General features: G+C 59.7%; 22 protein-coding genes. 13 read left to right on the top strand and 9 right to left on the bottom strand.

The genetic code is table 11. From position 1 onward, the window contains the following. Positions 1 to 6 precede the first annotated feature (6 nt). The 3 genes from fimC to fimA form a co-directional block, all read right to left on the bottom strand. Positions 7 to 699: a type 1 fimbria chaperone FimC gene (gene fimC / locus AB8804_RS06880; protein WP_371184506.1), complete on the bottom strand. Its 693-nt coding sequence runs from the start codon at positions 697 to 699 to the stop codon at positions 7 to 9. A 43-nt stretch (positions 700 to 742) separates the two neighbouring features. Then, entirely contained in the window at positions 743 to 1,288 is a 546-nt protein-coding gene (gene fimI, locus AB8804_RS06875) for a type 1 fimbrial protein subunit FimI (RefSeq protein ID WP_371184625.1), read from the bottom strand. Positions 1,289 to 1,355: 67 nt separating this feature from the next. Then, complete coding sequence (fimA, locus tag AB8804_RS06870) at positions 1,356 to 1,919, bottom strand: type 1 fimbrial major subunit FimA (protein ID WP_371184504.1); 564 nt, start codon at positions 1,917 to 1,919, stop codon at positions 1,356 to 1,358. A gap of 307 nt (positions 1,920 to 2,226) precedes the next feature. On the opposite strand from fimA, the gene folD reads away from it, so the two are divergent. The 5 genes from folD (at position 2,227) to AB8804_RS06845 (ending at position 6,785) form a co-directional block, all read left to right on the top strand. After that, a complete protein-coding gene (folD, locus tag AB8804_RS06865; protein WP_371184500.1) occupies positions 2,227 to 3,093 on the top strand; it encodes a bifunctional methylenetetrahydrofolate dehydrogenase/methenyltetrahydrofolate cyclohydrolase FolD in 867 nt (288 codons plus the stop codon). 1 nt (position 3,094) lies between these two features. Next, positions 3,095 to 3,307 carry a ribosome-associated protein YbcJ gene (ybcJ, locus tag AB8804_RS06860; protein WP_010428256.1) on the top strand — a complete coding sequence of 71 codons (213 nt, stop codon included), beginning with the start codon at positions 3,095 to 3,097 and terminating at the stop codon, positions 3,305 to 3,307. 282 nt (positions 3,308 to 3,589) lie between these two features. After that, positions 3,590 to 5,089 (top strand): PTS transporter subunit EIIC, encoded by a 1,500-nt coding sequence (locus AB8804_RS06855; protein WP_371184498.1) that lies wholly within the window; start codon positions 3,590 to 3,592, stop codon positions 5,087 to 5,089. Between the two features lie 84 nt (positions 5,090 to 5,173). Beyond that, complete coding sequence (gene malI / locus AB8804_RS06850) at positions 5,174 to 6,190, top strand: Mal regulon transcriptional regulator MalI (protein WP_371184496.1); 1,017 nt, start codon at positions 5,174 to 5,176, stop codon at positions 6,188 to 6,190. Positions 6,191 to 6,263: 73 nt separating this feature from the next. Then, positions 6,264 to 6,785 carry a metal-dependent hydrolase gene (locus AB8804_RS06845; RefSeq protein ID WP_371184494.1) on the top strand — a complete coding sequence of 174 codons (522 nt, stop codon included), beginning with the start codon at positions 6,264 to 6,266 and terminating at the stop codon, positions 6,783 to 6,785. Positions 6,786 to 6,871: 86 nt separating this feature from the next. Here the strand turns inward: AB8804_RS06845 and cysS are convergent, their stop codons facing one another. Then, entirely contained in the window at positions 6,872 to 8,257 is a 1,386-nt protein-coding gene (gene cysS, locus AB8804_RS06840; RefSeq protein WP_371184492.1) for a cysteine--tRNA ligase, read from the bottom strand. Positions 8,258 to 8,431: 174 nt separating this feature from the next. Between cysS and ppiB the strand changes: the two genes are divergently transcribed. The 5 genes from ppiB to mnmH all read left to right on the top strand — a co-directional run bounded on the left by ppiB (position 8,432) and on the right by mnmH (position 12,498). Continuing rightward, positions 8,432 to 8,926, top strand: a complete 495-nt coding sequence (gene ppiB, locus AB8804_RS06835) for a peptidylprolyl isomerase B (RefSeq protein WP_028017583.1) — start codon at positions 8,432 to 8,434, stop codon at positions 8,924 to 8,926. Between the two features lie 3 nt (positions 8,927 to 8,929). Next, positions 8,930 to 9,652: a UDP-2,3-diacylglucosamine diphosphatase gene (gene lpxH, locus AB8804_RS06830; protein ID WP_371184490.1), complete on the top strand. Its 723-nt coding sequence runs from the start codon at positions 8,930 to 8,932 to the stop codon at positions 9,650 to 9,652. Between the two features lie 118 nt (positions 9,653 to 9,770). Beyond that, positions 9,771 to 10,280, top strand: coding sequence for a 5-(carboxyamino)imidazole ribonucleotide mutase (gene purE / locus AB8804_RS06825; protein WP_371184488.1), 510 nt, complete (start codon positions 9,771 to 9,773; stop codon positions 10,278 to 10,280). Continuing rightward, positions 10,277 to 11,344 (top strand): 5-(carboxyamino)imidazole ribonucleotide synthase, encoded by a 1,068-nt coding sequence (gene purK, locus AB8804_RS06820; protein WP_371184486.1) that lies wholly within the window; start codon positions 10,277 to 10,279, stop codon positions 11,342 to 11,344. Before purE ends, purK begins: the two co-directional genes overlap by 4 nt. An 83-nt stretch (positions 11,345 to 11,427) precedes the next feature. Then, a complete protein-coding gene (gene mnmH / locus AB8804_RS06815) occupies positions 11,428 to 12,498 on the top strand; it encodes a tRNA 2-selenouridine(34) synthase MnmH (RefSeq protein WP_371184484.1) in 1,071 nt (356 codons plus the stop codon). 87 nt (positions 12,499 to 12,585) lie between these two features. Here mnmH and AB8804_RS06810 read toward each other — a convergent pair whose 3' ends face one another. The 3 genes from AB8804_RS06810 to ybbA form a co-directional block, all read right to left on the bottom strand. Beyond that, on the bottom strand, positions 12,586 to 13,731 hold the full coding sequence (locus tag AB8804_RS06810) for a porin (RefSeq protein ID WP_371184482.1): 1,146 nt from the start codon (positions 13,729 to 13,731) through the stop codon (positions 12,586 to 12,588). A 182-nt stretch (positions 13,732 to 13,913) separates the two neighbouring features. Then, entirely contained in the window at positions 13,914 to 16,328 is a 2,415-nt protein-coding gene (ybbP, locus tag AB8804_RS06805; RefSeq protein ID WP_371184480.1) for a putative ABC transporter permease subunit YbbP, read from the bottom strand. Then, a complete protein-coding gene (gene ybbA / locus AB8804_RS06800; protein WP_371184478.1) occupies positions 16,325 to 17,011 on the bottom strand; it encodes a putative ABC transporter ATP-binding protein YbbA in 687 nt (228 codons plus the stop codon). The genes ybbP and ybbA overlap by 4 nt, the downstream gene beginning before the upstream one ends. On the opposite strand from ybbA, the gene tesA reads away from it, so the two are divergent. The 3 genes from tesA to AB8804_RS06785 are packed head-to-tail and all read left to right on the top strand — an operon-like array spanning position 16,982 to position 19,318. Then, the gene (gene tesA, locus AB8804_RS06795; protein ID WP_371184623.1) at positions 16,982 to 17,614 is read left to right on the top strand and encodes a multifunctional acyl-CoA thioesterase I/protease I/lysophospholipase L1; all 633 of its coding nucleotides are present in this window, start codon (positions 16,982 to 16,984) and stop codon (positions 17,612 to 17,614) included. The genes ybbA and tesA overlap by 30 nt on opposite strands. Continuing rightward, the gene (locus tag AB8804_RS06790) at positions 17,595 to 18,404 is read left to right on the top strand and encodes an SDR family oxidoreductase (RefSeq protein WP_371184476.1); all 810 of its coding nucleotides are present in this window, start codon (positions 17,595 to 17,597) and stop codon (positions 18,402 to 18,404) included. Before tesA ends, AB8804_RS06790 begins: the two co-directional genes overlap by 20 nt. A 59-nt stretch (positions 18,405 to 18,463) precedes the next feature. Then, positions 18,464 to 19,318, top strand: a complete 855-nt coding sequence (locus AB8804_RS06785) for a co-chaperone YbbN (protein WP_371184474.1) — start codon at positions 18,464 to 18,466, stop codon at positions 19,316 to 19,318. Positions 19,319 to 19,385: 67 nt separating this feature from the next. Here the strand turns inward: AB8804_RS06785 and fetB are convergent, their stop codons facing one another. Continuing rightward, on the bottom strand, positions 19,386 to 20,168 hold the full coding sequence (gene fetB, locus AB8804_RS06780) for an iron export ABC transporter permease subunit FetB (protein WP_371184472.1): 783 nt from the start codon (positions 20,166 to 20,168) through the stop codon (positions 19,386 to 19,388). After that, positions 20,161 to 20,829 (bottom strand): iron ABC transporter ATP-binding protein FetA, encoded by a 669-nt coding sequence (gene fetA / locus AB8804_RS06775; protein WP_371184470.1) that lies wholly within the window; start codon positions 20,827 to 20,829, stop codon positions 20,161 to 20,163. Before fetA ends, fetB begins: the two co-directional genes overlap by 8 nt. Positions 20,830 to 20,948 lie beyond the last annotated feature (119 nt).

Below are 20,948 nucleotides of genomic sequence, written 5' to 3'. Positions count from 1 at the left end.
CTCTGCTCACAGATTGACGCTGCGCGCCGGGGTAATGGCACCGTAATCATTCACGCTCTGCCACGAGAGCGCGCCGCCCGCACCGGCAGGAATCACCTGCTGCGCGCTGCTTTTCGGCGCCACCATCAGATTTTCCAGCGTCTGGCCGCCCATCTTCAGGTTAACCAGCGTGACGTAGTACGGTGACGCGTTGCTGACCTTAAGATGGTTGCCCGCGCGCTCAAAGCGCAGGTGCGACAGCGCCTCTTCCGGCTGCATCGCCAGGTTGTTCGGGCGCACAAACAGCTTAATGCGCGACAGAATCGCCAGCTGCAGGACGTTATTGCCGTCCTGGGCGGCTTTGCTCACGGACGGGATGGCCTTCACGTTCATAAAGAACAGCGATTCGCGATCGGCGGGCAGGGCCGGACCGGCATAAATGATGCGCAGCGTGTTCTCGCTGTCCGGCTCGCTGACGAACAGCGGCGGCGTGACGGCAAAGGTTTTTTCTTTTTGCCCGCTCGCATTTTCAATCCACGCGTTAATTAAATAACGCTCTTTTTTATTGCTGTTGGTGATGGCCAGCGACGTTTGCTTGGCGTCTGCCGGATAAATAACGCGCGTGGCCCCCAGCGCAATTCCACCCGATGCATTTGCGCAGGTGGAAATCATCATCAAAATAAAAGAAAAAATCAGTCCTGGTTTAATTAGGGTGTTCATCACAACAATACCTTTATTAATGTGTTCGCAGGCGTAGAAGGCGTTATGGATAAATCAACGTAAACCAGACGTCTGACTGAATACGGCCTGGCACGAGGTGTTCGGAAATAGCGCGATAGCGGGCGCTAAAATGAAAGGCCAGCTCGCTGGTGTCGATGGGCAAGAAGCTGACGGCGGCCGCGTTGGGAACAATCTGGCGCTGCTGTTCGTCAAATAGCGCCAGCCCTACGCCGCTGCTGACGGGCGTTTCACCGGGCCGCGATGTCGCCAGAAAGACCTGAGGATCTTCCGTCGGCGTAACGCCCTGAAACTGAATGCCCACGGTGCGAGAGACGTCCACGCTGCAGTCGAGCAAGCGCACGGTGAACGGCACGTTGACCGTAGAAAAGCTGCCCACGCCGGAAAAGGAGTTGGTGCGATATTGCCCCATGTCAATGCGCATATTCTCGCTGTCAGGCGCTACCGCGCAGCCGCCGTTGACTAACTCCCCGCGGAGGTACACCTTCCCGCCGTCTATGACCACGGTGTGCGCGACTGCCTGATGAACCATCGCCAGCGTTAACAGCAGCAGTGTTCCGATCCTTATCATCATATTCTCAGCGTTAGCGTATGACGGGCCTCATCCCTGAGGCCGAAACATCCCTGTAAAGAAGGTCTTACTCGTACTTCATCACGAAGGTCGCGTCGGCGTTTGCCAGACCCGGTGACGTGGTCGCAGCGGTCGCTTTGTAACGCGCGGTGAAGCTCAGGGTGTTGGTGCCCTGGATCAGCGTTTTCGCCGCGGAGAAGGTCGCGCCGTCCGGCGTCAGCGTGGTGGATTTGCTGTCGAGGATCTCGATACCTACGCCTTTCGCGGTGTTGTCGTTGCTGCCGGAGGTGACCGCCAGCAGGGTCTTATCGGTTGCGTCGATTTGACCGGTGAACGCTACGGAAGCGGTCGTTGCAACGGTAGGATCGCAATCGTTCAGCACGATGTTGAAGGGAATATTCGACGTGGTGTCGCCCACTTTAGTGAATTTCGCCGTGCGATATTGACCCAGGTTAACGGTCTGCTCGGAAGATTCAGTATTTACTGAACATGCGGCATTCACTAATTCACCTTTAAAATGCACGGTACCGCCATTAACGGAAACCGGCGTTTTTGGATCTTCTGCGTGAGCGGCGCCCGCGACCAGGGCCAAAGTTGCAATAACAGTCGTAGCAATGTTGCTGAGTTTCATGTCTATTCCTTTAAAATATAAATAACCCTTCCCGTGCTCGTCGGGAATATTGAAATACATTCAATTGTGCAATTGAAGGCTTATTTCGGAGGAGATAAAGTAGCTCAGGAAGTGATATTTAAATATGTCAAAACGCTGCGATTCCACCAGGACACATCCTAATCCGGCCTCGGAAATTGGCCCTGTAATCACCGGGGTTTACCGTCAACCGCCGAAATCTCGCAAAGGATGACTGACAGCGGCGCTCGCTTCTGACAAAATATAGCCATCCCCCCTTTCAAACGTTACAGACGGAATCCTCTCTCTGATGGCAGCAAAAATTATTGACGGTAAAACGATTGCGCAGCAGGTGCGCTCTGAGGTCGCGGAAAAAGTGAAGGCGCGAACAGCCGCCGGAAAACGCGCCCCGGGGCTGGCGGTTGTGCTGGTTGGCAGCAACCCCGCTTCGCAGATCTATGTCGGCAGCAAGCGTAAAGCGTGCGAGGAAGTGGGCTTCGTCTCCCGCTCTTACGATCTGCCTGAAACCACCAGCGAGGCAGAACTGCTTGAGCTGATCGACACCCTGAACGCCGATAAAGCGATCGACGGGATTTTGGTTCAGCTGCCGCTGCCCGCGGGCATCGACAACGTGAAGGTGCTCGAGCGCATCGCGCCGGATAAAGACGTAGACGGGTTCCATCCGTATAACGTGGGCCGCCTGTGCCAGCGCGCGCCGCGCCTGCGTCCGTGCACCCCGCGCGGCATCGTTACCCTGCTTGAGCGTTACAACATCGATACCTACGGCCTGAACGCCGTGGTGATCGGCGCATCAAACATTGTCGGGCGTCCGATGAGCATGGAGCTGCTGCTGGCCGGCTGCACCACCACCGTGACCCACCGCTTCACCAAAAACCTGCGCCACCACGTCGAAAACGCCGATCTGCTGATCGTCGCGGTCGGCAAGCCGGGCTTTATTCCGGGCGAGTGGATTAAAGAAGGCGCGATTGTCGTGGACGTCGGCATTAACCGTCTGGAAAGCGGCAAAGTGGTCGGCGACGTGGTGTTCGACGATGCCGCCGCGCGCGCGTCATACATTACCCCGGTGCCGGGCGGCGTAGGCCCGATGACCGTAGCCACATTAATTCAGAATACCTTGCAGGCCTGCGAGGAGTATCACGACGTAGAGGACGCGTAAGATGGCAACATTTTCATTAGGTAAACACCCGCACGTAGAGCTGTGCGATCTGCTTAAGCTGGAAGGCTGGAGTGAAAGCGGCGCGCAGGCGAAAATCGTCATTGCCGACGGGCGGGTTAAGGTCGACGGCGCGGTGGAAACCCGCAAGCGCTGCAAAATCGTCGCGGGCCAGACCGTGAGCTTTGAAGGCCAGAGCGTGACGGTTACGGCCTGATCCCCTCACCCTAACCCTCTCCCCAAAAGGGAGAGGGAACAGTCCGAACGCCGTTTGTAGGCCGGGTAAGGCGAAGCCGCCACCCGGCAATACCCTGCCAATCCCCCACATCCATTCAGGTTAATTATCGATCAACTTCAAATAATCACTATTTCATCTGATGAAAGGTGAAAATGTTGTTGCGCGAATTTCAGGCTTTCCTCACGATAAGTAGAACGTTCTACTAAAACGTTCTACTTACAATAACAGCGCCTAAAAAAGCGCTACTCGGGGGAAATCAGCATGAGTCTGATATCAGGGTTTGTTAAATCGCTGTCTAAGTTATCGATGATTGGTCGCGCCCTAATGCTGCCAATTTCACTGCTTCCCGCCGCGGGGCTGCTGCTGGCCTTCGGCGATAAGTTCCACCTGCCGCTGATGATGAACGCGGGCGGGGTTATTTTTGATAACCTGCCGATGCTGTTTGCCATCGGCTCCGCCGTCGGTCTGGCGTCGGAATCCGGCATTGCGGCGCTCTCCGCGGCGGTGTCGGTGTTCGTAACCAACATTACCATCAGCACCGTGCTCAGCATCACGCCGGAGATGGCGTCCCAGGGCGGGAAATACGCGATGGTCGTCGGCATCCCGACGCTGCAGATGGGCGTCTTCGGCGGCCTGATCTGCGGTATTCTCGCGGCCTGGTGCTATAACCGCTTCCACACCATGCAGCTGCCCGAGTTCCTCGGCTTCTTCTCCGGCAAGCGCTTTGTGGCGATTGCGACGGCGTTTCTGTCGTTCCTGCTCGGGCTGCTGCTGCCGTACGTCTGGCAGCACATTCAGTCCGGCATTGACGCGCTCTCCGTTGTCGTCAACGGCGATAACCAGGCGGCCTCAACCTTTATCTTCGGGCTGGTGGAGCGCGCGCTGATCCCGCTCGGCCTGCACCACATCTGGTATCCGTCGTTCTGGTATTCGTTTGGCGACTACACCACGCAGGCGGGCCAGGTGATCCACGGCGACCAGACCATCTGGTTCAAGATGCTGGAAGAAGGCGTGAAGTCCTTCAGCAGCGACTCCTACCAGAACGCCGGCAAGTTCATGCAGGGCGAGTTCCCGCTGATGCTGTTCGCGCTGCCCGCCGCGTGCCTGGCGATGTATCACGAAGCCCACACGAAGAATAAAAAGATCGCTGCCGGGATCCTGTTCTCCGCCGCGCTTACCTGCTTCCTGACGGGGATCACCGAGCCGGTCGAGTTCACCTTTATCTTCGTGGCGCCCATCCTTTACGTCTTTAACGCCGTGATGGCGGGCCTGGCCTACATGACCATGTACCTGATGCATGCGCATATCGCCAAGTCCTTCTCCGCGGGCTTTATCGACTACCTGTCGTTCGGCATCCTGCCGTCGTTCAACGGCTATCAGACCAACTTCCTGAACGCCGTGATTATCGGCATTCCGATGGCGCTGATTTACTACTTCACCTTCCGCTTCGTGATCCGTCGCTTCGACGTGAAAACGCCGGGGCGTACCGAAGTGACCGCCAGCGCCGACGATAAAACCGATACTGAAATCGCCACCGAGATCATCGGCCTGCTGGGCGGCGCGCAGAACATCGACTCCGTTGGCTCCTGCATCACCCGCCTGCGTCTGGAAGTGGCGAAGAGCGATGCGGTAGACAAAGACGGCCTGAACGGGCTCGGCGCGCGCGGCGTGGTCTTCGTCGGCGATACCGGCATTCAGGTGATTTTTGGTGCCAGAGCACAGTTTATCGCCCAGACCATGTCCACGATGATCGGCAAATAATAAGATGCCGGGAGGATACGTCTCCTGTACGCTGGGAGACGTTGTCTTATCTGGCTGATAATCAGTGAATTTCAGGGAGCGGTTTTGAAGAAAGTCAGCATCATTGATGTGGCAAAGCACGCGGGCGTGTCGGTTTCTACCGTCTCGCTGGTGCTGCGCCAGAAAGGGAAAATTTCTGAGGCCACCATCGGAAAGGTCAATGATGCCATCACGACGCTGGGCTACGTGCACAACGTGGCCGCCGCAAACCTTCGCGCCAACACCTCCAACCTGATCGGCCTGATCCTGCGTGATTTTAGCGACAGCTTTTCCATTAAGGTGATGGCGAGCATCGTTCAGGAGCTGGAAAAACAGGGGTACATGGTGTTCCTCGGCCAGCCGCTGAACGACGGCGAACATCTCGAACGCTGCCTGCTCTCCTTCAAGCAGCAGGGCGTGGCGGGTGTGATCTATCTGGCCTCCGATACCCGCACCTCCGCGCTGCCGGAGCAGATCCGCCAGTGTCCGCTGCCGCTGGTGGCGGTTTCGCAATCGCTGCTTGATGAAAAATGTAACCTGGTGATGCGCGACAACCGCCAGGCGGCAAACCTGGCCGCGCGCTACCTGATCGAACGCGGGCACCGCAACATCGCCTACATCGGCGGGCGCGAAGGCTGCCTGATCCGCGAGCAGCGCCTGCTCGGCTTTCGCAGCGCGATGACGCAAAACGGTCTGGTCTGGCGCGACGACTACTCCCCCGCCTGCAGCGACGACACGATGGCCGCCGGTTTCGCCACCCGCCAGCTGCTGGAAAAGAACAATACCATCACCGCCCTGCTCTGCCATTCGCCGGACGCGATAATTGGGTCCCTTTCGGGCATTCAACAGGTGGGGCGCACCGTGGGGAAAGACGTGTTTTTAACCCAGCAAGTGGCGCTGGTGGGCTTTGAGGACATGCTGCACGTCAACCTGACCTCGCCGTCGTTCACCTACGTCTCTTCCGCCAGCGAAGAGACCGGGCGTCAGGCCGCCGGGCTGATGATCCGCAGGCTCAGGGAGCCGGAGCTGCAAACCCAGCGCATTACCCTTTCCGGGCAGCTTATCGCGCGCGAGTCGGCGTAAATTCAGAATTTGGCGCAGGTTTGATGGGGCGAATTCGCTGCTATATTTCCATGATTTGCCGGGAATAATTGCGATGCCTACCGTTATCACTCACGCCGCTGTACCTCTTTGCCTGGGCTTAGGCCTGGGAACTAAAGTCATCCCTCCCCGCCTGCTGTTTGCCGGCGTCATGCTCGCGATGCTGCCGGACGCCGACGTGCTGGCGTTTAAATTCGGCGTCGCCTACGGAAATATTTTCGGCCATCGCGGTTTTACCCACTCCCTGCTGTTCGCCTTTGCGGTGCCGATACTCTGCGTGCTGATTGGCCGACGATGGTTCAGGGCCAGCCTGACGCGGTGCTGGCTGTTTTTAACCGTCTCGCTGCTGTCGCACAGCCTGCTGGATTCGATCACCACGGGGGGGAAAGGCGTCGGCTGGCTGTGGCCGTGGTCGGATGAACGGTTCTTCGCGCCGTGGCAGGTGATCAAGGTCGCGCCGTTTGCGCTGTCGCGCTACGCTACGCCGTACGGGCATCAGGTAATTATCTCGGAACTGCAGTGGGTGTGGCTGCCGGGGGTAGTGCTGATGGGGTTGCTGTGGTGGAAAAGAAGGTAAAAAAAAGCCGGGTGGCGGCTGCGCCTTACCCGGCCTACTTTTACCCGTAGGCCCGGTAAGCGTCAGCGCCACCGGGCACTAAGGACTTACTTACGGCGCCAGGTCGTTCCCTGCGGGCCGTCTTCCAGAATGATGCCCATCTCGGTCAGACGGTTACGCGCCGCATCCGCTGCCGCCCAGTCTTTCGCCTGACGCGCTTCCAGACGCGCCTTGATCAACGCCTCAATCTCCGCCACTTCGCCGTCGTCCGCCTGCGCGCCGCCCTGCAGGAACGCCTCCGGCTCCTGTTCCAGCAGGCCGAGTACGGAAGAGAGCTTGCGCAGATGCGACGCCAGCGCGTTGGCCGCGGCCATATCTTCTGACTTCAGGCGGTTCACCTCGCGCGCCATGTCGAACAGCACGGAGTAGGCTTCCGGGGTGTTGAAGTCATCGTTCATCACCTCAATAAAGCGCGCTTCGAACGCCTCGCCGCCCGCAGGCGCAGCGGATTTGTCGGTGCCGCGCAGCGCGGTGTACAGGCGCTCCAGCGCCGAGCGCGCCTGCTTGAGGTTCTCTTCGCTGTAGTTCAGCTGGCTGCGATAGTGGCCGGACATCAGGAAGTAGCGCACGGTTTCCGCGTCGTAATACTTCAGCACGTCGCGCACGGTGAAGAAGTTGCCCAGCGATTTTGACATCTTCTCGCGGTCCACCATCACCATCCCGGAGTGCATCCAGTAGTTCACGTATTCGCCGCCGTGGGCGCAGGTGGACTGGGCGATTTCGTTTTCGTGGTGCGGGAACATCAGGTCCGAACCGCCGCCGTGAATGTCGAAGTGCTTGCCCAGCTGCTTACAGTTCATCGCCGAACATTCAATGTGCCAGCCCGGACGCCCTTCGCCCCACGGAGACGGCCAGCTCGGCTCACCCGCTTTCGACATCTTCCACAGCACGAAGTCCATCGGGTTACGCTTCACGTCGACCACGTCCACGCGCGCGCCGGCCTGGAGCTGCTCCAGATCCTGACGGGAGAGCGAGCCGTAGGTCGGGTCCGTTGGTACGGAGAACATCACGTCGCCGTTTTCCGCCACGTAGGCGTGGCCGCGTTCGATCAGCTTTTCGGTGATCTCGATAATTTCGTGGATGTGGTGCGTCGCGCGCGGCTCGCTGTCCGGGCGCAGAATGTTCAGGGCGTCAAAGTCCTTGTGCATCTCGACGATCATGCGATCGACCAGCGCCACAAAGCTTTCGCCGTTTTCGTTCGCGCGCTTGATGATTTTGTCATCGATATCGGTGATGTTGCGCACGTACTTCAGGGTATAGCCCAGAAAACGCAGGTAGCGCGACACCACGTCGAAGGAGACAAAGGTACGGCCATGGCCGATATGACAGAGATCGTAAACCGTGATTCCACACACGTACATGCCGACTTCCCCGGCATGGATAGGCTTAAATTCCTCTTTTTGGCGCGTCATTGTATTAAAGATTTTTAACATCGAAGATTCCATGTGAGACGTGTGTGGATAGTAACTTTTCTATCATACCCATTATTCATCGCCGAAGCAGCACACAATGCAAGGTGATCGCGTCCTGTGGTTATGCTATAACAAGCCCCTATATGTGACCCGAACGCGGGTCGACGCACCACAATAACGGAACAGGATGAAAAAATGGTCACTTTCCACACTAATCATGGCGATATCGTAATCAAAACCTTTGATGACAAAGCGCCTGAAACAGTTAAAAACTTCCTGGACTACTGCCGCGAAGGTTTCTACAACAACACGATTTTCCACCGCGTGATCAACGGCTTTATGATCCAGGGCGGCGGTTTTGAACCAGGCATGCACCAGAAAGAAACCAAAGAAGCGATCAAAAACGAAGCGAACAACGGCCTGAAAAACACCCGCGGCACGCTGGCAATGGCCCGTACTCAGGCGCCACACTCTGCGACCGCGCAGTTCTTCATCAACGTGGCCGACAACGACTTCCTGAACTTCTCCGGCGAAAGCCTGCAGGGCTGGGGCTACTGCGTGTTCGCAGAAGTGGTTGAAGGTATGGACGTGGTTGACAAGATCAAAGCCGTCTCCACCGGCCGCAGCGGCATGCATCAGGACGTTCCAAAAGAAGACGTTGTGATTACAAGCGTGACCGTCAGCGAGTAATTCGTGGCGACACTCTTTATTGCAGATTTGCACCTGCAAACGGAAGAACCGGCGATTACCGCCGGTTTTCTGCGTTTTTTACGTGGTGCAGCGAAAAGCGCCGACGCGCTGTACATTCTGGGCGACCTGTTTGAAGCCTGGATTGGCGACGACGACCCTAACCCGCTGCACCGCGACATGGCTGCGGCCATTAAGGCGCTGGTTGATTCCGGCGTCCCCTGCTACTTCATTCACGGCAACCGCGATTTCCTGATCGGCAGGCGCTTCGCGCGCGAAAGCGGCATGACGCTGCTGCCGGAAGAGCAGGTTCTCGATCTCTACGGCCGCAAGGTTCTGATCATGCACGGCGACACGCTGTGCACGGATGACGCGGGCTATCAGGCGTTTCGCGCGAAGGTCCACACCCCGTGGATCCAAAAGCTGTTCCTCGCCCTGCCGCTGTTTATCCGCCGCCGCATCGCCGCCAGAATGCGCGCGGGCAGCAAGGCCGCCAACAGCAGCAAATCCGTGACCATCATGGACGTTAACCCGCAGGCGGTGATTGGCGTAATGGAAAAGCACCGCGTCCAGTGGCTGATCCACGGCCACACCCATCGTCCGGACGTCCACGAACTGATCGCAAACGGCGAACCCGCGCATCGCGTGGTATTAGGCGCCTGGCACAGCGAAGGATCGATGGTGAAAGTCACGCCTGACGGCGTCGAACTTATCGCTTTCCCGTTCTAATTATCCGCACGACTTTGCGGCGTCTTTAGCCGCGCAACCGTTTTCCTTGCCGATATTCCATGCTATTCTCTGTGCCCTCGAAAGCAGTGTGTTTCGCACCACAGGAGTTTTAAGACGCATGTCTTCCCGCAATAATCCGGCGCGTGTCGCCATCGTGATGGGGTCCAAAAGCGACTGGGCCACCATGCAGTTTGCCGCCGAAATCTTTGACATCCTGAACGTTCCGCACCATGTTGAAGTGGTCTCCGCACACCGCACTCCCGACAGGCTGTTCAGCTTCGCCGAAGGTGCCGAAGAGAACGGCTACGAGGTGATTATTGCCGGTGCGGGCGGCGCAGCACATCTGCCGGGCATGATTGCCGCGAAAACCCTGGTGCCGGTGCTCGGCGTGCCGGTCCAAAGCGCCGCGCTGAGCGGCGTCGATAGCCTTTACTCCATCGTGCAGATGCCGCGCGGTATTCCGGTCGGCACGCTTGCGATCGGCAAAGCGGGCGCGGCCAACGCCGCCCTTCTGGCCGCGCAGATTTTGGCAACCCACGACAAAGATCTGCGCCAGCGCCTGGCGGACTGGCGTCAAGCCCAGACCGATGAGGTGCTGGACAATCCGGACCCGCGGGGTGCGGCATGAGGCAGGTCTGCGTACTGGGTAACGGCCAGCTGGGCCGCATGCTGCGCCAGGCCGGCGAGCCGCTGGGCATCGCCGTCTGGCCCGTCGGGCTGGACGCCGAACCGGAAGCCGTTCCCTTTCACCAGAGCGTGATCACCGCCGAGATTGAGCGCTGGCCGGAGACCGCCCTGACCCGCGAGCTGGCGCGCCATAACGCCTTCGTGAACCGCGACGTCTTCCCTATCATTGCCGACCGCCTGACGCAAAAGCAGCTGTTCGACAGGCTCGGGCTTGCCACCGCGCCGTGGCAATTGCTTTCGGATAAAAGCGAGTGGAACGACGTCTTCGCCATGCTCGGCGATCTGGCGATCGTTAAGCGCCGCGTAGGCGGCTACGACGGCCGCGGCCAGTGGCGGCTGCGCGCCGATGAAACCGCCGAGCTGCCGGAAGAGTGCTACGGCGAGTGCATCGTTGAGCAGGGCATCAACTTTAGCGGCGAAGTGTCGCTGGTGGGCGCGCGCGCAAACGACGGCAGCACCGTATTCTACCCGCTGACCCACAACCTGCATCAGGACGGCATTCTGCGCACCAGCGTGGCCTTCCCGCAGGCCAATGCCGCCCAGCAGGCGCAGGCGGAAGAGATGCTCTCGGCCATCATGCACGAGCTGGGCTACGTGGGCGTGATGGCGATGGAGTGCTTCGTCACCCCGTCCGGGCTGCTGATCAACGAGCTGGCGCCGCGCGTGCACAACAGCGGGCACTGGACGCAAAACGGCGCGTCTATCAGCCAGTTTGAGCTGCACCTGCGCGCCATTACCGGCCTGCCGATGCCGCAGCCGGTGATGAACAGCCCGTCGGTGATGATCAACCTGATCGGCACCGATCTGAACGACGACTGGCTGAAGCTGCCGCTGGTGCATCTGCACTGGTACGATAAAGAGGTGCGCCCGGGCCGCAAGGTCGGCCACCTGAACCTGAACGACGCCGATACCGAGCGCCTCAGCGCCACGCTGGAAGCGATAGTTCCTCTGCTGCCACCTGAATATGCCAGCGGCATTGTCTGGGCGCAGTCAAAACTGAAGTAAGTATCCCCCGCCGGGGAGTTGACCTTCCCCTTCCCCGGCGTACAATCCCGCCCATTGCTGCTCAGTTTTCTTCTGGAATAACCATGAACGATGGAACGGACTATCGCGCGATCCTCGCGTCCGATGCCCCTTTAATCGACGTTCGCGCGCCGATCGAATTTGCCCAGGGCGCGATGCCCGCCGCGGTCAACCTGCCCTTAATGAACGACGACGAACGCGCCGCCGTGGGGACCTGCTACAAGCGTCAGGGGCCCGAGGCGGCGCTCGCGCTCGGCCATAGTCTGGTAAAGGGAGACGTCCGCGAGGCAAGAATCAACGCCTGGCGCGAGGCCTGCCTTGCCAACCCCGGCGGCTACCTCTGCTGCGCGCGCGGCGGGCAACGCTCGCACATTACGCAGGCCTGGCTTCAGGAGGCTGGCGTGGATTATCCGCTGGTCACAGGCGGGTACAAAGCCCTGCGCCAGACGGCGATTCAGGCCACCGCCGAGCAGGTGCAAAAGCCGATGGTGCTGATCGGCGGCTGTACCGGCAGCGGCAAAACGCTGCTGGTGAAGCAGCACGCGCAGGGCGTGGATCTCGAGGGGCTGGCGCACCACCGCGGCTCGTCGTTTGGCCGCACGCTGACGCCGCAGCTCTCTCAGGCGAGCTTCGAGAACCATCTTGCGGTTGAGCTGCTGAAAAAAGACGCGGCGCGCTGGGTGCTGGAGGACGAAGGCCGGATGATTGGCTCTAACCACCTGCCGGAGTGCCTGCGGGATCGCATGGTTGAAGCCCCTATCGCCGTCGTCGAAGATCCGTTTGATATTCGTCTTGAGCGCCTGCGCGAAGAGTATTTCGACCACATGTGGGCCGATTTTGCCGCCGCATACGGTGAAGAAGCGGGCTGGAAAGAGTACAGAGAATACCTGCACCACGGCCTGTTCGCCATTCGCCGCCGCCTGGGGCTGCAGCGCTTTGCGGAGTTTACGTCGCTGCTCGATGCCGCGCTGGCGGAACAGCAGCGTTCAGGCAGCACCGAGGCGCACTTCAGCTGGCTCGCGCCGCTGCTTAACGACTATTACGATCCGATGTATCGCTATCAGCTGGAAAAGAAAGCGGAGAAGATTGTGTATCGCGGCACGTTTGACGAGGTCGCTGACTGGCTTAAGAGCTAAAAAAAGCCGGGTGGCGGCTGCGCCTTACCCGGCCTACGATTGCTTTTGTAGCCCCGGTAAGCGCAGCGCCACCGGGGACTGACGACCTTAGAAGTCGTAGCGCAGACGCACCAGGTTCATATCGCCCAAGTTGTCGGTGCTTGAGGTGAACACGTGCTCGTAATCCACGCGGAAGCCGTAGTCCAGCTGGAAGCTGATACCCACGCCGTTATCGATGCGCTGGTAGTTACGACCGTTCACGTACTCGATGCGATCGCCCATGAAGTAAGGCTGGATAGATTTCACCGCGTACTGGCCGATTGGGAATTTGTACCCTGCGAAGTATTCAATACCCCACGCGTCGCCCGCGAAGTAGTTATCGGTAGACACTTTTTTGGTGGTCAGGAAGTTCTGGTACCAGCCGCCGCCTGCGGAGAAGGTCCAGTTATCCGGCGTCCAGCTCAGGGCCGTACCCAGGATGTTCTGATCGTAGGATTTGCTGTCGCCGTTTTGCGGGTTACGCATATCCGCGCGGGTGTAGTTCCACGCCGCGCCCCAGGTCAGGTCCGTGGTCAGGTGGTAATCCAGACCCAGCGAGCCGCCGCCTTTACGCTTGTAGCGCAGGCCGTTGCCCGGCAGGTATTCGCTGTCTTCAAACAGGTAGGATGCATAGATGTCCGCATCGCCTACGGTTTTCTTGTATTTCAGCATCTGGCGTGAACGGTAGGAACCGTCGTAGTCGCCGTTGATCCCGTTACCCGGTGCCTGACCGATCATGTCGTAGTCCCAGATATCGGTTTTTGCGCCCACCACGTCGTAGTAAACGCTGTTTTGCTGGCCGAAGGTCAGCGTACCCCAGGTATCGCTCTTCAGGCCGGTGTAAAGCATGCGGCGGCTGGTGTCGTGCGCGCCGTCGGCGTAGTGGTTATCCCAGTTGAACTGAGCAGGAATGTTCACGCCCAGCTCGTAGTAGCTGATCCAGCTAATGTCATCAAACAGGTAGTAATCTGCCGCGAAGCGGAAACGGGTGCCGCCGTCGAAGCCGTTACGCTTGTAGCTGTTTTTACCGTCGTTGCCGGTCATGTTCTGGAACTGTGGACGGATGCTGCCGCCAACGGTGAAGTTCAGACGGCTCAGCGGGTTACCCGCCTGCGGATCTTGTTTCAGAACAGTGATTTCCGCCTGAGAAGCGAAAGATGTTAATGCCACCGCTGCGCCAATAGCTGCTGCCAGCGCTGTTGTTTTTATAGTCATTATTTTTCCTTGATAGACACGCTGCTAAATATTTAGCGGATGAATATTAACTGGAAATAAAGGGGCTGTGTCGGCAGGTTTTTAATGATTTGTGCTACTAAACGTCCGGGTATTATCTTTTTGTGCTACCAAGGGATTACGCACCGGCATACAAACCGGTGCGTAATCATCACGACCGTAAACTAACTCACGAACTGGCGGAACAGCGCCTTGCCCTTAAGCAGCCGACTTCCCAGCCAGCCGCCGCACAGCGACAGCAGCACCGCGCCGCAGACGGGCAGCGCCAGCCACAGCCGCAGATCCGGCTGCCACGGGAAGTCGAAGACCCGGGTTTGCAGCAGCGCCAGCGCGGTTTCCGCGCCGACGGCGGCAACCAGACCGGCCACCAGCCCCAGCAGGGCAAACTCGCTCCACAGCGTGGTGCGCAGCAGGCGCCTGCTGGCCCCCAGCGTGCGGTAGACCACCAGCTCCTGGTGGCGCTGACGCATCCCGACCTGCACCTGCGCCAGCAGCAGCAGCAGGCCGCAGATCGTCACCAGCACCACCATCACCTCCAGCGCGCGACTCACCTGCTCCAGCACCTGCCCTACCTGCCTGAGGATCGCGCCAATGTCCAGCAGGCTGACCGTCGGAAACTCGCGGTTAAGCTGCGTCAGCATGCCGTTGCCGTTCTCCCAGCGGAAGCTGGTCAGCCAGCTCTGCGGCTGTCCGTCCAGCGCGCCGGAAGGGAAGATAAAGAAGAAGTTCGGCCGCAGGCTTTCCCAGTCGACCTTGCGCAGGCTGGTGACCTTGGCGCTGAAGTCCTGGGTGTCGCCGGTGAAGGTCACGCTGTCGCCCAGCCCCACGTTCAGGCGTTTCGCCAGCCCCTCCTCCATCGAGACCTCGCCCGCCTTCGGCGGCCAACTCCCGGCGGTAATCGGGTTATGGTCCGGGCGCGCGTCCTGCCACGTCAGGTTTAGCTCCCGGTTAAGCGCTTCGTCCTTATTCCCCTCCGTCGGCTGACCGTTAATTTGCGTCAGCCGCGCGCGAACGATCGGGTAGAACGATTCCGGGGCAACCATATGCTCGGAAAGGAACGCCTTCAGCGGCGTCACCTGCTCCGGGGCGATGTTGATCAGAAAATAGTTCGGGCTTTCCGGCGGAAGCTGCTGCTGCCAGCGGTCGAGCAGATCGCCGCGCAACACCAGCAGCAGCGCCAGCAGCATAAACGACAGCGAAAACGCCGAAAGCTGGCTCAGGGTTGACCACGGCTGGTGCAGCAGGCGGTTCACCGCCAGCCGGATCGGCAGGGATTTCACGGTCAGTTTTTTCAGAAGATTAAGCAGCAGCCAGCCCACCGCGCCGCACAGCAGGGCCAGCACAACGGCCCCCGCCAGCACCGCCCACAGCAGCGTGCTGCCGCCCATCAGCCAGGCCAGCAGGCCCACCGCCACGGCGATGATGACCGGAAGATAGAACTTCAGCGGCCAGACGTTAGCCACCGCGTCGCGGCGCAGCACGCGCAGCGGCTGGGTCGCCAGCAGCAGCCGGTACGGACGCAGCCCCACCAGCAGCGATATCACGGTCATCGCCCCGATAGCCCACAGCCACGGCCAGAGGCTTGCCGGCGGTAACGCGGCGGGCAGCACGGGCTTCAGCAGCACCATCAGCAGCTTTTCAAACAGCAGGCCAATCGCGCCGCCGGTCACGGCAGATAGGGCCAGCACCATCAGCCACTGGCCGACGATCAGCCTGCGCAGCTGCGCCCTGCCCGCGCCGAGGGTTTTGAGGATCGCCACCAGATCGTAGCGGCTGCGGCAGTAGTGCCCCATCGCCACGGCGACGGCCGCCACGGCCAGCAGCAGGGTTAACAGCGCCGAAAGCAGCAGGAACTGCTGGGAGCGCTCAAGGGATTTGCCCAGCGCGCCTTCGTCCTGCTCCAGCCCAAACCAGCGGTGTTCCGGCTTAAGCTGCGGCAGCAGCCACTTTTCATACGCCGCCAGCTGCCTGGGCGTGCCGCCAAACTTGTAGCGCCAGGTGACGCGGCTTCCCGGCTGAACGGCGCTGGTTTTCGCCACGTCCGCGGTGTTCATCAGCAGGCGCGGGGCAAGCTGGAACGGGTTGAAGCCGGAATCAGGCTCCTGCACCACCTCCCCGGCAATTTCCAGCGTGGCGTCGCCGACGTCGATGCTGTCGCCCGGTTTTAAGTTAAGCAGCGCCATCAGGCGCGGGGCCAGCAGCACCGTGCCGGGCTGCGGCTTCAGGTCCGGCGGGCTGGTCTGCAGCTCGCCGTACATCGGGTAAATGCCATCGACGGCCTTAACGCTGGCAAGCTGCGGCGTATCCCCCGCGAAGGTCATGGTCTGGAAGGTGATTTGCTCCCCCACCTTCAGCCCCAGCCTGCGGGCTTCTTCCGTCCAGTCCGGAGGGATTGCGCGGGAGCTTTGCAGCGTGCGGTCGCCCGCCATAAATTCGCGGCTCTGCTGGCTAAGGCCCTTTTCCATGCGGTCGCTCACGCTGCCGAGTGCCAGCACGCACGCCACCGCCAGGCTCAGCGCCAGCCAGACGATCAGCAGCGAGGGCGAGCGCCACTCGCGCCAGAACCAGCGGGCAATCATGCTTCCTCCTGAAGAACGCCGTTAAACAGCCGCAGGCGTCGGTCGCAGCGCGCCGCCAGCTGCGGATCGTGCGTCACCAGAATCAGCGTGGTGCCGTGTTCGCGGTTGAGCGAAAACAGCAGATCGGCAATTTTGTCGCCGGTCTTGCGGTCCAGATTGCCGGTCGGCTCGTCGGCAAACAGCACTTCGGGGCGGCCGTTAAACGCGCGCGCCAGCGCCACGCGCTGCTGTTCGCCGCCGGAAAGCTGCGCCGGAAGATGATCGAGACGCTTTCCCAGCCCCAGCTGTTCCAGCAGAGCTTTGGCGTGATCGCGGCTCTGGCGGGTATGTTCGCCGCGCAGCAGGCCCGGCAGCTCGACGTTTTCCAGCGCGTTGAGCGTGGGAATAAGCATGAAGGACTGAAAGACGAAACCGATATGGCGTGCCCGCAGCGCGGCGCGCGCCTCTTCGTCCAGGGCGTGCAGCGGCTGGCCCACCAGGTGCACCTCGCCGCTGCTGCCGTCGTCCAGCCCGGCTAAAATCGCCAGCAGCGTGGACTTGCCGGACCCTGACTCACCGATCAGCGCAATGGTTTCGGCGCGTTTGACAACGAGTTCAACTCCGGTAAGGATGGAAAGCTCGTGTTCCCCCTGACCGACGGACTTCTTAAGATGATGAACTTCAACACTGTTTTCCGCTGGCATTTGCCCTTCCTGTTTTTGATGCTAATGACCTTCCGCGCGGCGGCAGCGGACACGTTACTTGTTCTCGGCGATAGCCTGAGCGCAGGCTATCGCATGGCGGCGAATGCCGCCTGGCCCGCTCTGCTCAGCGATAAATGGCAGACCAAACCGGCGGTGGTAAACGGCAGCATCAGCGGCGATACGTCGCAGCAGGGGCTTTCGCGCCTGCCCGCGCTGCTCAAGCAGCACCAGCCGCGCTGGGTGCTGGTCGAACTCGGCGGCAACGACGGCCTGCGCGGCTTTCAGCCTCAGCAAACCGAACAAACCCTGCGCACCATCCTGCAGTCTATCAAAGCCGCTAACGCGGAGCCGCTGCTGATGCAAATTCGCCTGCCCGCCAACTACGGACGCCGCTATAATGAAGCCTTTAGCGCAATCTACCCTAAGCTTGCGAAGGAGTTCGATATTCCCCTGCTGCCCTTTTTCATGGAAGAGGTTTATCTGAAGCCCCAGTGGATGCAGGACGACGGGATCCACCCCAATCGCGACGCGCAGCCGTTTATTGCCGACTGGATGGCAACGCGGCTCGCCCCTTTAGTTAACCATGACTCGTCAAAAAGCTGAGTTCATGACAGGTAAAGTTATGCAAAAATCGGTCTTAATTACAGGATGTTCCAGCGGTATTGGTCTTGAAAGCGCCCTTGAGCTGAAGCGCCAGGGATTTTGGGTGCTGGCGGCCTGCCGCAAGCCCGAAGATGTCGCCCGCATGAACGGCATGGGCTTAACCGGCGTGGAGCTCGATCTGGACTCGCCGCAGAGCATCGAACGCGCCGCCGATGAGGTTATCGCCCTGACCGACAACCGTCTGTACGGGCTGTTTAATAACGCCGGTTACGGCGTGTACGGCCCGCTGCAAACGCTGTCCCGCGACCAGCTTGAGCAGCAGTTTTCCGCCAATTTCTTTGGCGTACATCAGCTCACCATGCGCCTGCTGCCCGCCATGCTGCCCCACGGCGAGGGGCGCATCGTGATGACCTCCTCGGTCATGGGCCTGATCTCCACACCGGGGCGCGGCGCCTACGCGGCGAGCAAATATGCGCTGGAGGCCTGGTCCGACGCCCTGCGCATGGAGCTGCGCCACAGCGGGATTAAGGTCAGCCTGATTGAGCCCGGCCCCATCCGCACCCGCTTTACCGAAAACGTTAACCAGACGCAGGCGGATAAACCGGTCGAAAACCCGGGCATTGCCGCCCGATTTACCCTCGGGCCCGACGCCGTTGTCGCCAAAGTGCGCCACGCTTTTGAGAGCGAGCGTCCAAAACTTCGCTATCCGGTGACGCTGGTCACCCACGCGGTGGGCCTGCTCAAGCGCCTGCTGCCGGGCCGCCTGATGGACAAAATTTTACAGGGGTGAGTTGAAGCCTCGTCGCGCATCCCCATGTATAGAACAAACCGATAAACAGAGAAGGCCGCATGTCCGCACAGAATATCGTAAACATTAACGAAGCAAACCTGCACCAGACGCTCGAACAGTCGGTGACGAAACCGGTGCTGTTCTACTTCTGGTCTGAACGCAGCCAGCACTGCCTTGAGCTGACGCCGGTGCTTGAACGCCTTGCCGCGCAGTACAACGGCCAGTTCCTTCTGGCAAAGCTCGACTGCGACGCCGAGCAGATAGTGGCCTCGCAGTTCGGCCTGCGCGCCATTCCAACCGTCTACCTGTTCCAGAACGGCCAGCCGGTGGACGGCTTCCAGGGGCCGCAGCCTGAAGAGGCGATCCGCGCCCTGCTGGATAAAGTGCTGCCGCGCGAAGAAGAGCTGAAGGCGCAGCAAGCCATGGCGCTGATGCAGGAAGGCAAGTACGACGAGGCGCTGCCGCTGCTGAAAGAGGCGTGGCAGCTGTCGAATCAGGAGAGCCAGATTGGCCTGCTGCTGGCGGAAACGCAGATTGCCCTGCACCGCTCGGAGGATGCAGAAGCGGTGCTGAAAACTATCCCAATGCAGGATCAGGATACCCGCTATCAGGGCCTGGTGGCGCAGATTGACCTGCTCAAGCAGGCGGCGGATACGCCGGAGATCCAGCAGCTTTCGCAGCAGGTTGCCGACAACCCGGCCGACGCCGCGCTGGCCAGCCAGCTGGCGCTGCAGCTGCATCAGGTAGGGCGCAACGAAGAGGCGCTTGAGCTGCTGTTTAGCCATCTGAAAACGGATCTGGCGGCCGCGGACGGCCAGGCGCGCAAGATGTTCCAGGAAATTCTCGCCGCGCTGGGAACGGGTGACGCGCTGGCGTCGAAGTATCGTCGTCAGCTTTACGCTCTGCTGTACTAACGAAATTGCCCGGTGGCGCTGACGCTTACCGGGCCTACAAAAGCTGATGAACTTGACGGTGGCGCGCTTAGCGCACGTTCTTCAACTGCGTGACCACCAGCTGATGGCGCGCGTTGTAAAATTTCCGATAGGTTAAGTAGCAGGCAATAATGGTCGACAGGCTCGCCGTCGACAGCAGCATAAACGTCACCATAATCTGATACTTAATCGCCTTCACCGGGTCGATCCCGGCAAAAATCAGCCCGGACATCATCCCCGGCAGGCTTACCAGCCCCACCGTTTTTGCAGAATCCACCGTCGGGATCAGCGACGAGCGAATGCTGTCGCGTATCAGCCGCGCGGAAGCCATCTTCGGCGTGGCGCCCAGGCTGAGCTTCTCCTGAATCTGCTGCTGTTCGCTGCTAAAGCGCTGTCCAAGGTTGTTGTAGCACAGCCCGACCGCCACCATCGCATTGCCCGCAATCATCCCGGAAATGGGGATCACCTGCATCGGCGTGAAGGCAATTGAGCCGGAGAAAACCAGCACCGCCAGCGTCAGCGCCGTACCGGCAGTAATCGCGATAAACGAGGAGGTAAAGGCCCTGTCAATGTACTTGCTCCGCTTTTTCGCATTCCACGCCGCGTTGAAGCAGATGAACAGCACCATCAGCAGCGTGAGCACCGCGTGGTCGACGTTGAAGATGTATTTAAGGACGTAGCCTACGATCACCAGCTGGATCACCGCGCGGCAAATGCTCCAGATGATGTCCTTCTCCAGCCCCAGCTTTTCCCGGTTGCTGACGATAATCGCAACCAGTACCAGCACCATCGAAAATGCCAGCGATTCGTTGGTAATGTTGTGTTCACCCACGGTGTGCCTCCTGCGTGCTGCGGTGTGGACGCAGCGTTATGACGTCGTCCGCGTGCTCTATTTCGCTTGCGTCGTGTGTGACCCACAGCACGGCAATATTCTGCTCTTTTGCGTAGCGATGAATAATATCATTCACGTTGCGCTTGTTTACCTCGTCCAGCGCGCTGGTAATTTCATCCAGCAGCAGGACGCGGGGCAAAAACTGCAGGTTGCGGATCAGCGAGACGCGCTGCTTTTCGCCGCCCGAAAGTTCGGAAACGGACTTAGTGAGCGTGTCACCCGACAGGCCAAAGCGCTCCAGATCGGCGGAAAGGCGCTCGGGATCGGGCGTTTTGCTGCGGATTTGCCAGGGAAATATCAGGTTGTCATACACCGTATCGCCAAAAAGCGTCGGCGTTTGCACCGAATACGAGACCTGCTGGCGGTACGCTTCAGGGGAGATCGTCGCGATATCCTTTCCCTCGAAAAAAAGCGTGCCCGACGTTGGACTTAGCAGCGAGGCAATGATTTTCAGCAGCGTGCTTTTACCGCAGCCGGACGGCCCGGTAATCAGCCGGAACTCGCCCGGCGAGAGGGTGAAACTGACGCTCTCCAGAATCGTGGTTTCACCCACGCGGTAGCCCACATCCGCGACGTTTAGCATCGCGTCGTTATCTTTCATGCTATTCCCTGTCTTTATCCTAATAATTAGGAGTAGTCTAACGGCATTAGTGATTGTAATGCGACTTTCCTCGTATACTGGGGGTCAACAAACACGCACGTTTTTCCACAGCAGCATGC

This window comes from Enterobacter sp. KBR-315C3_2022, from assembly GCF_041399425.1.
GTDB lineage: Bacteria > Pseudomonadota > Gammaproteobacteria > Enterobacterales > Enterobacteriaceae > Enterobacter.
The sequence above is the reverse complement of the archived record's forward strand: the minus strand, read 5'-3'. Positions and strand labels throughout refer to the sequence as shown.

What these genes read in the sequence shown, in the direction of transcription:
- ybcJ (WP_010428256.1), top strand. Translation starts at nt 3,095, where the DNA reads ATGGCAACATTTTCATTAGGTAAACACCCGCACGTAGAGCTGTGCGAT.
- purK (WP_371184486.1), top strand. Translation starts at nt 10,277, where the DNA reads ATGAGGCAGGTCTGCGTACTGGGTAACGGCCAGCTGGGCCGCATGCTG.
- tesA (WP_371184623.1), top strand. Translation starts at nt 16,982, where the DNA reads ATGAACTTCAACACTGTTTTCCGCTGGCATTTGCCCTTCCTGTTTTTG.
- folD (WP_371184500.1), top strand. Translation starts at nt 2,227, where the DNA reads ATGGCAGCAAAAATTATTGACGGTAAAACGATTGCGCAGCAGGTGCGC.
- fetA (WP_371184470.1), bottom strand. Translation starts at nt 20,829, where the DNA reads ATGAAAGATAACGACGCGATGCTAAACGTCGCGGATGTGGGCTACCGC.
- ybbA (WP_371184478.1), bottom strand. Translation starts at nt 17,011, where the DNA reads ATGCCAGCGGAAAACAGTGTTGAAGTTCATCATCTTAAGAAGTCCGTC.
- AB8804_RS06785 (WP_371184474.1), top strand. Translation starts at nt 18,464, where the DNA reads ATGTCCGCACAGAATATCGTAAACATTAACGAAGCAAACCTGCACCAG.
- purE (WP_371184488.1), top strand. Translation starts at nt 9,771, where the DNA reads ATGTCTTCCCGCAATAATCCGGCGCGTGTCGCCATCGTGATGGGGTCC.
- AB8804_RS06855 (WP_371184498.1), top strand. Translation starts at nt 3,590, where the DNA reads ATGAGTCTGATATCAGGGTTTGTTAAATCGCTGTCTAAGTTATCGATG.
- mnmH (WP_371184484.1), top strand. Translation starts at nt 11,428, where the DNA reads ATGAACGATGGAACGGACTATCGCGCGATCCTCGCGTCCGATGCCCCT.
- AB8804_RS06790 (WP_371184476.1), top strand. Translation starts at nt 17,595, where the DNA reads ATGACTCGTCAAAAAGCTGAGTTCATGACAGGTAAAGTTATGCAAAAA.
- ybbP (WP_371184480.1), bottom strand. Translation starts at nt 16,328, where the DNA reads ATGATTGCCCGCTGGTTCTGGCGCGAGTGGCGCTCGCCCTCGCTGCTG.
- fimC (WP_371184506.1), bottom strand. Translation starts at nt 699, where the DNA reads ATGAACACCCTAATTAAACCAGGACTGATTTTTTCTTTTATTTTGATG.
- ppiB (WP_028017583.1), top strand. Translation starts at nt 8,432, where the DNA reads ATGGTCACTTTCCACACTAATCATGGCGATATCGTAATCAAAACCTTT.
- fimI (WP_371184625.1), bottom strand. Translation starts at nt 1,288, where the DNA reads ATGATAAGGATCGGAACACTGCTGCTGTTAACGCTGGCGATGGTTCAT.
- AB8804_RS06810 (WP_371184482.1), bottom strand. Translation starts at nt 13,731, where the DNA reads ATGACTATAAAAACAACAGCGCTGGCAGCAGCTATTGGCGCAGCGGTG.
- fimA (WP_371184504.1), bottom strand. Translation starts at nt 1,919, where the DNA reads ATGAAACTCAGCAACATTGCTACGACTGTTATTGCAACTTTGGCCCTG.
- cysS (WP_371184492.1), bottom strand. Translation starts at nt 8,257, where the DNA reads ATGTTAAAAATCTTTAATACAATGACGCGCCAAAAAGAGGAATTTAAG.
- AB8804_RS06845 (WP_371184494.1), top strand. Translation starts at nt 6,264, where the DNA reads ATGCCTACCGTTATCACTCACGCCGCTGTACCTCTTTGCCTGGGCTTA.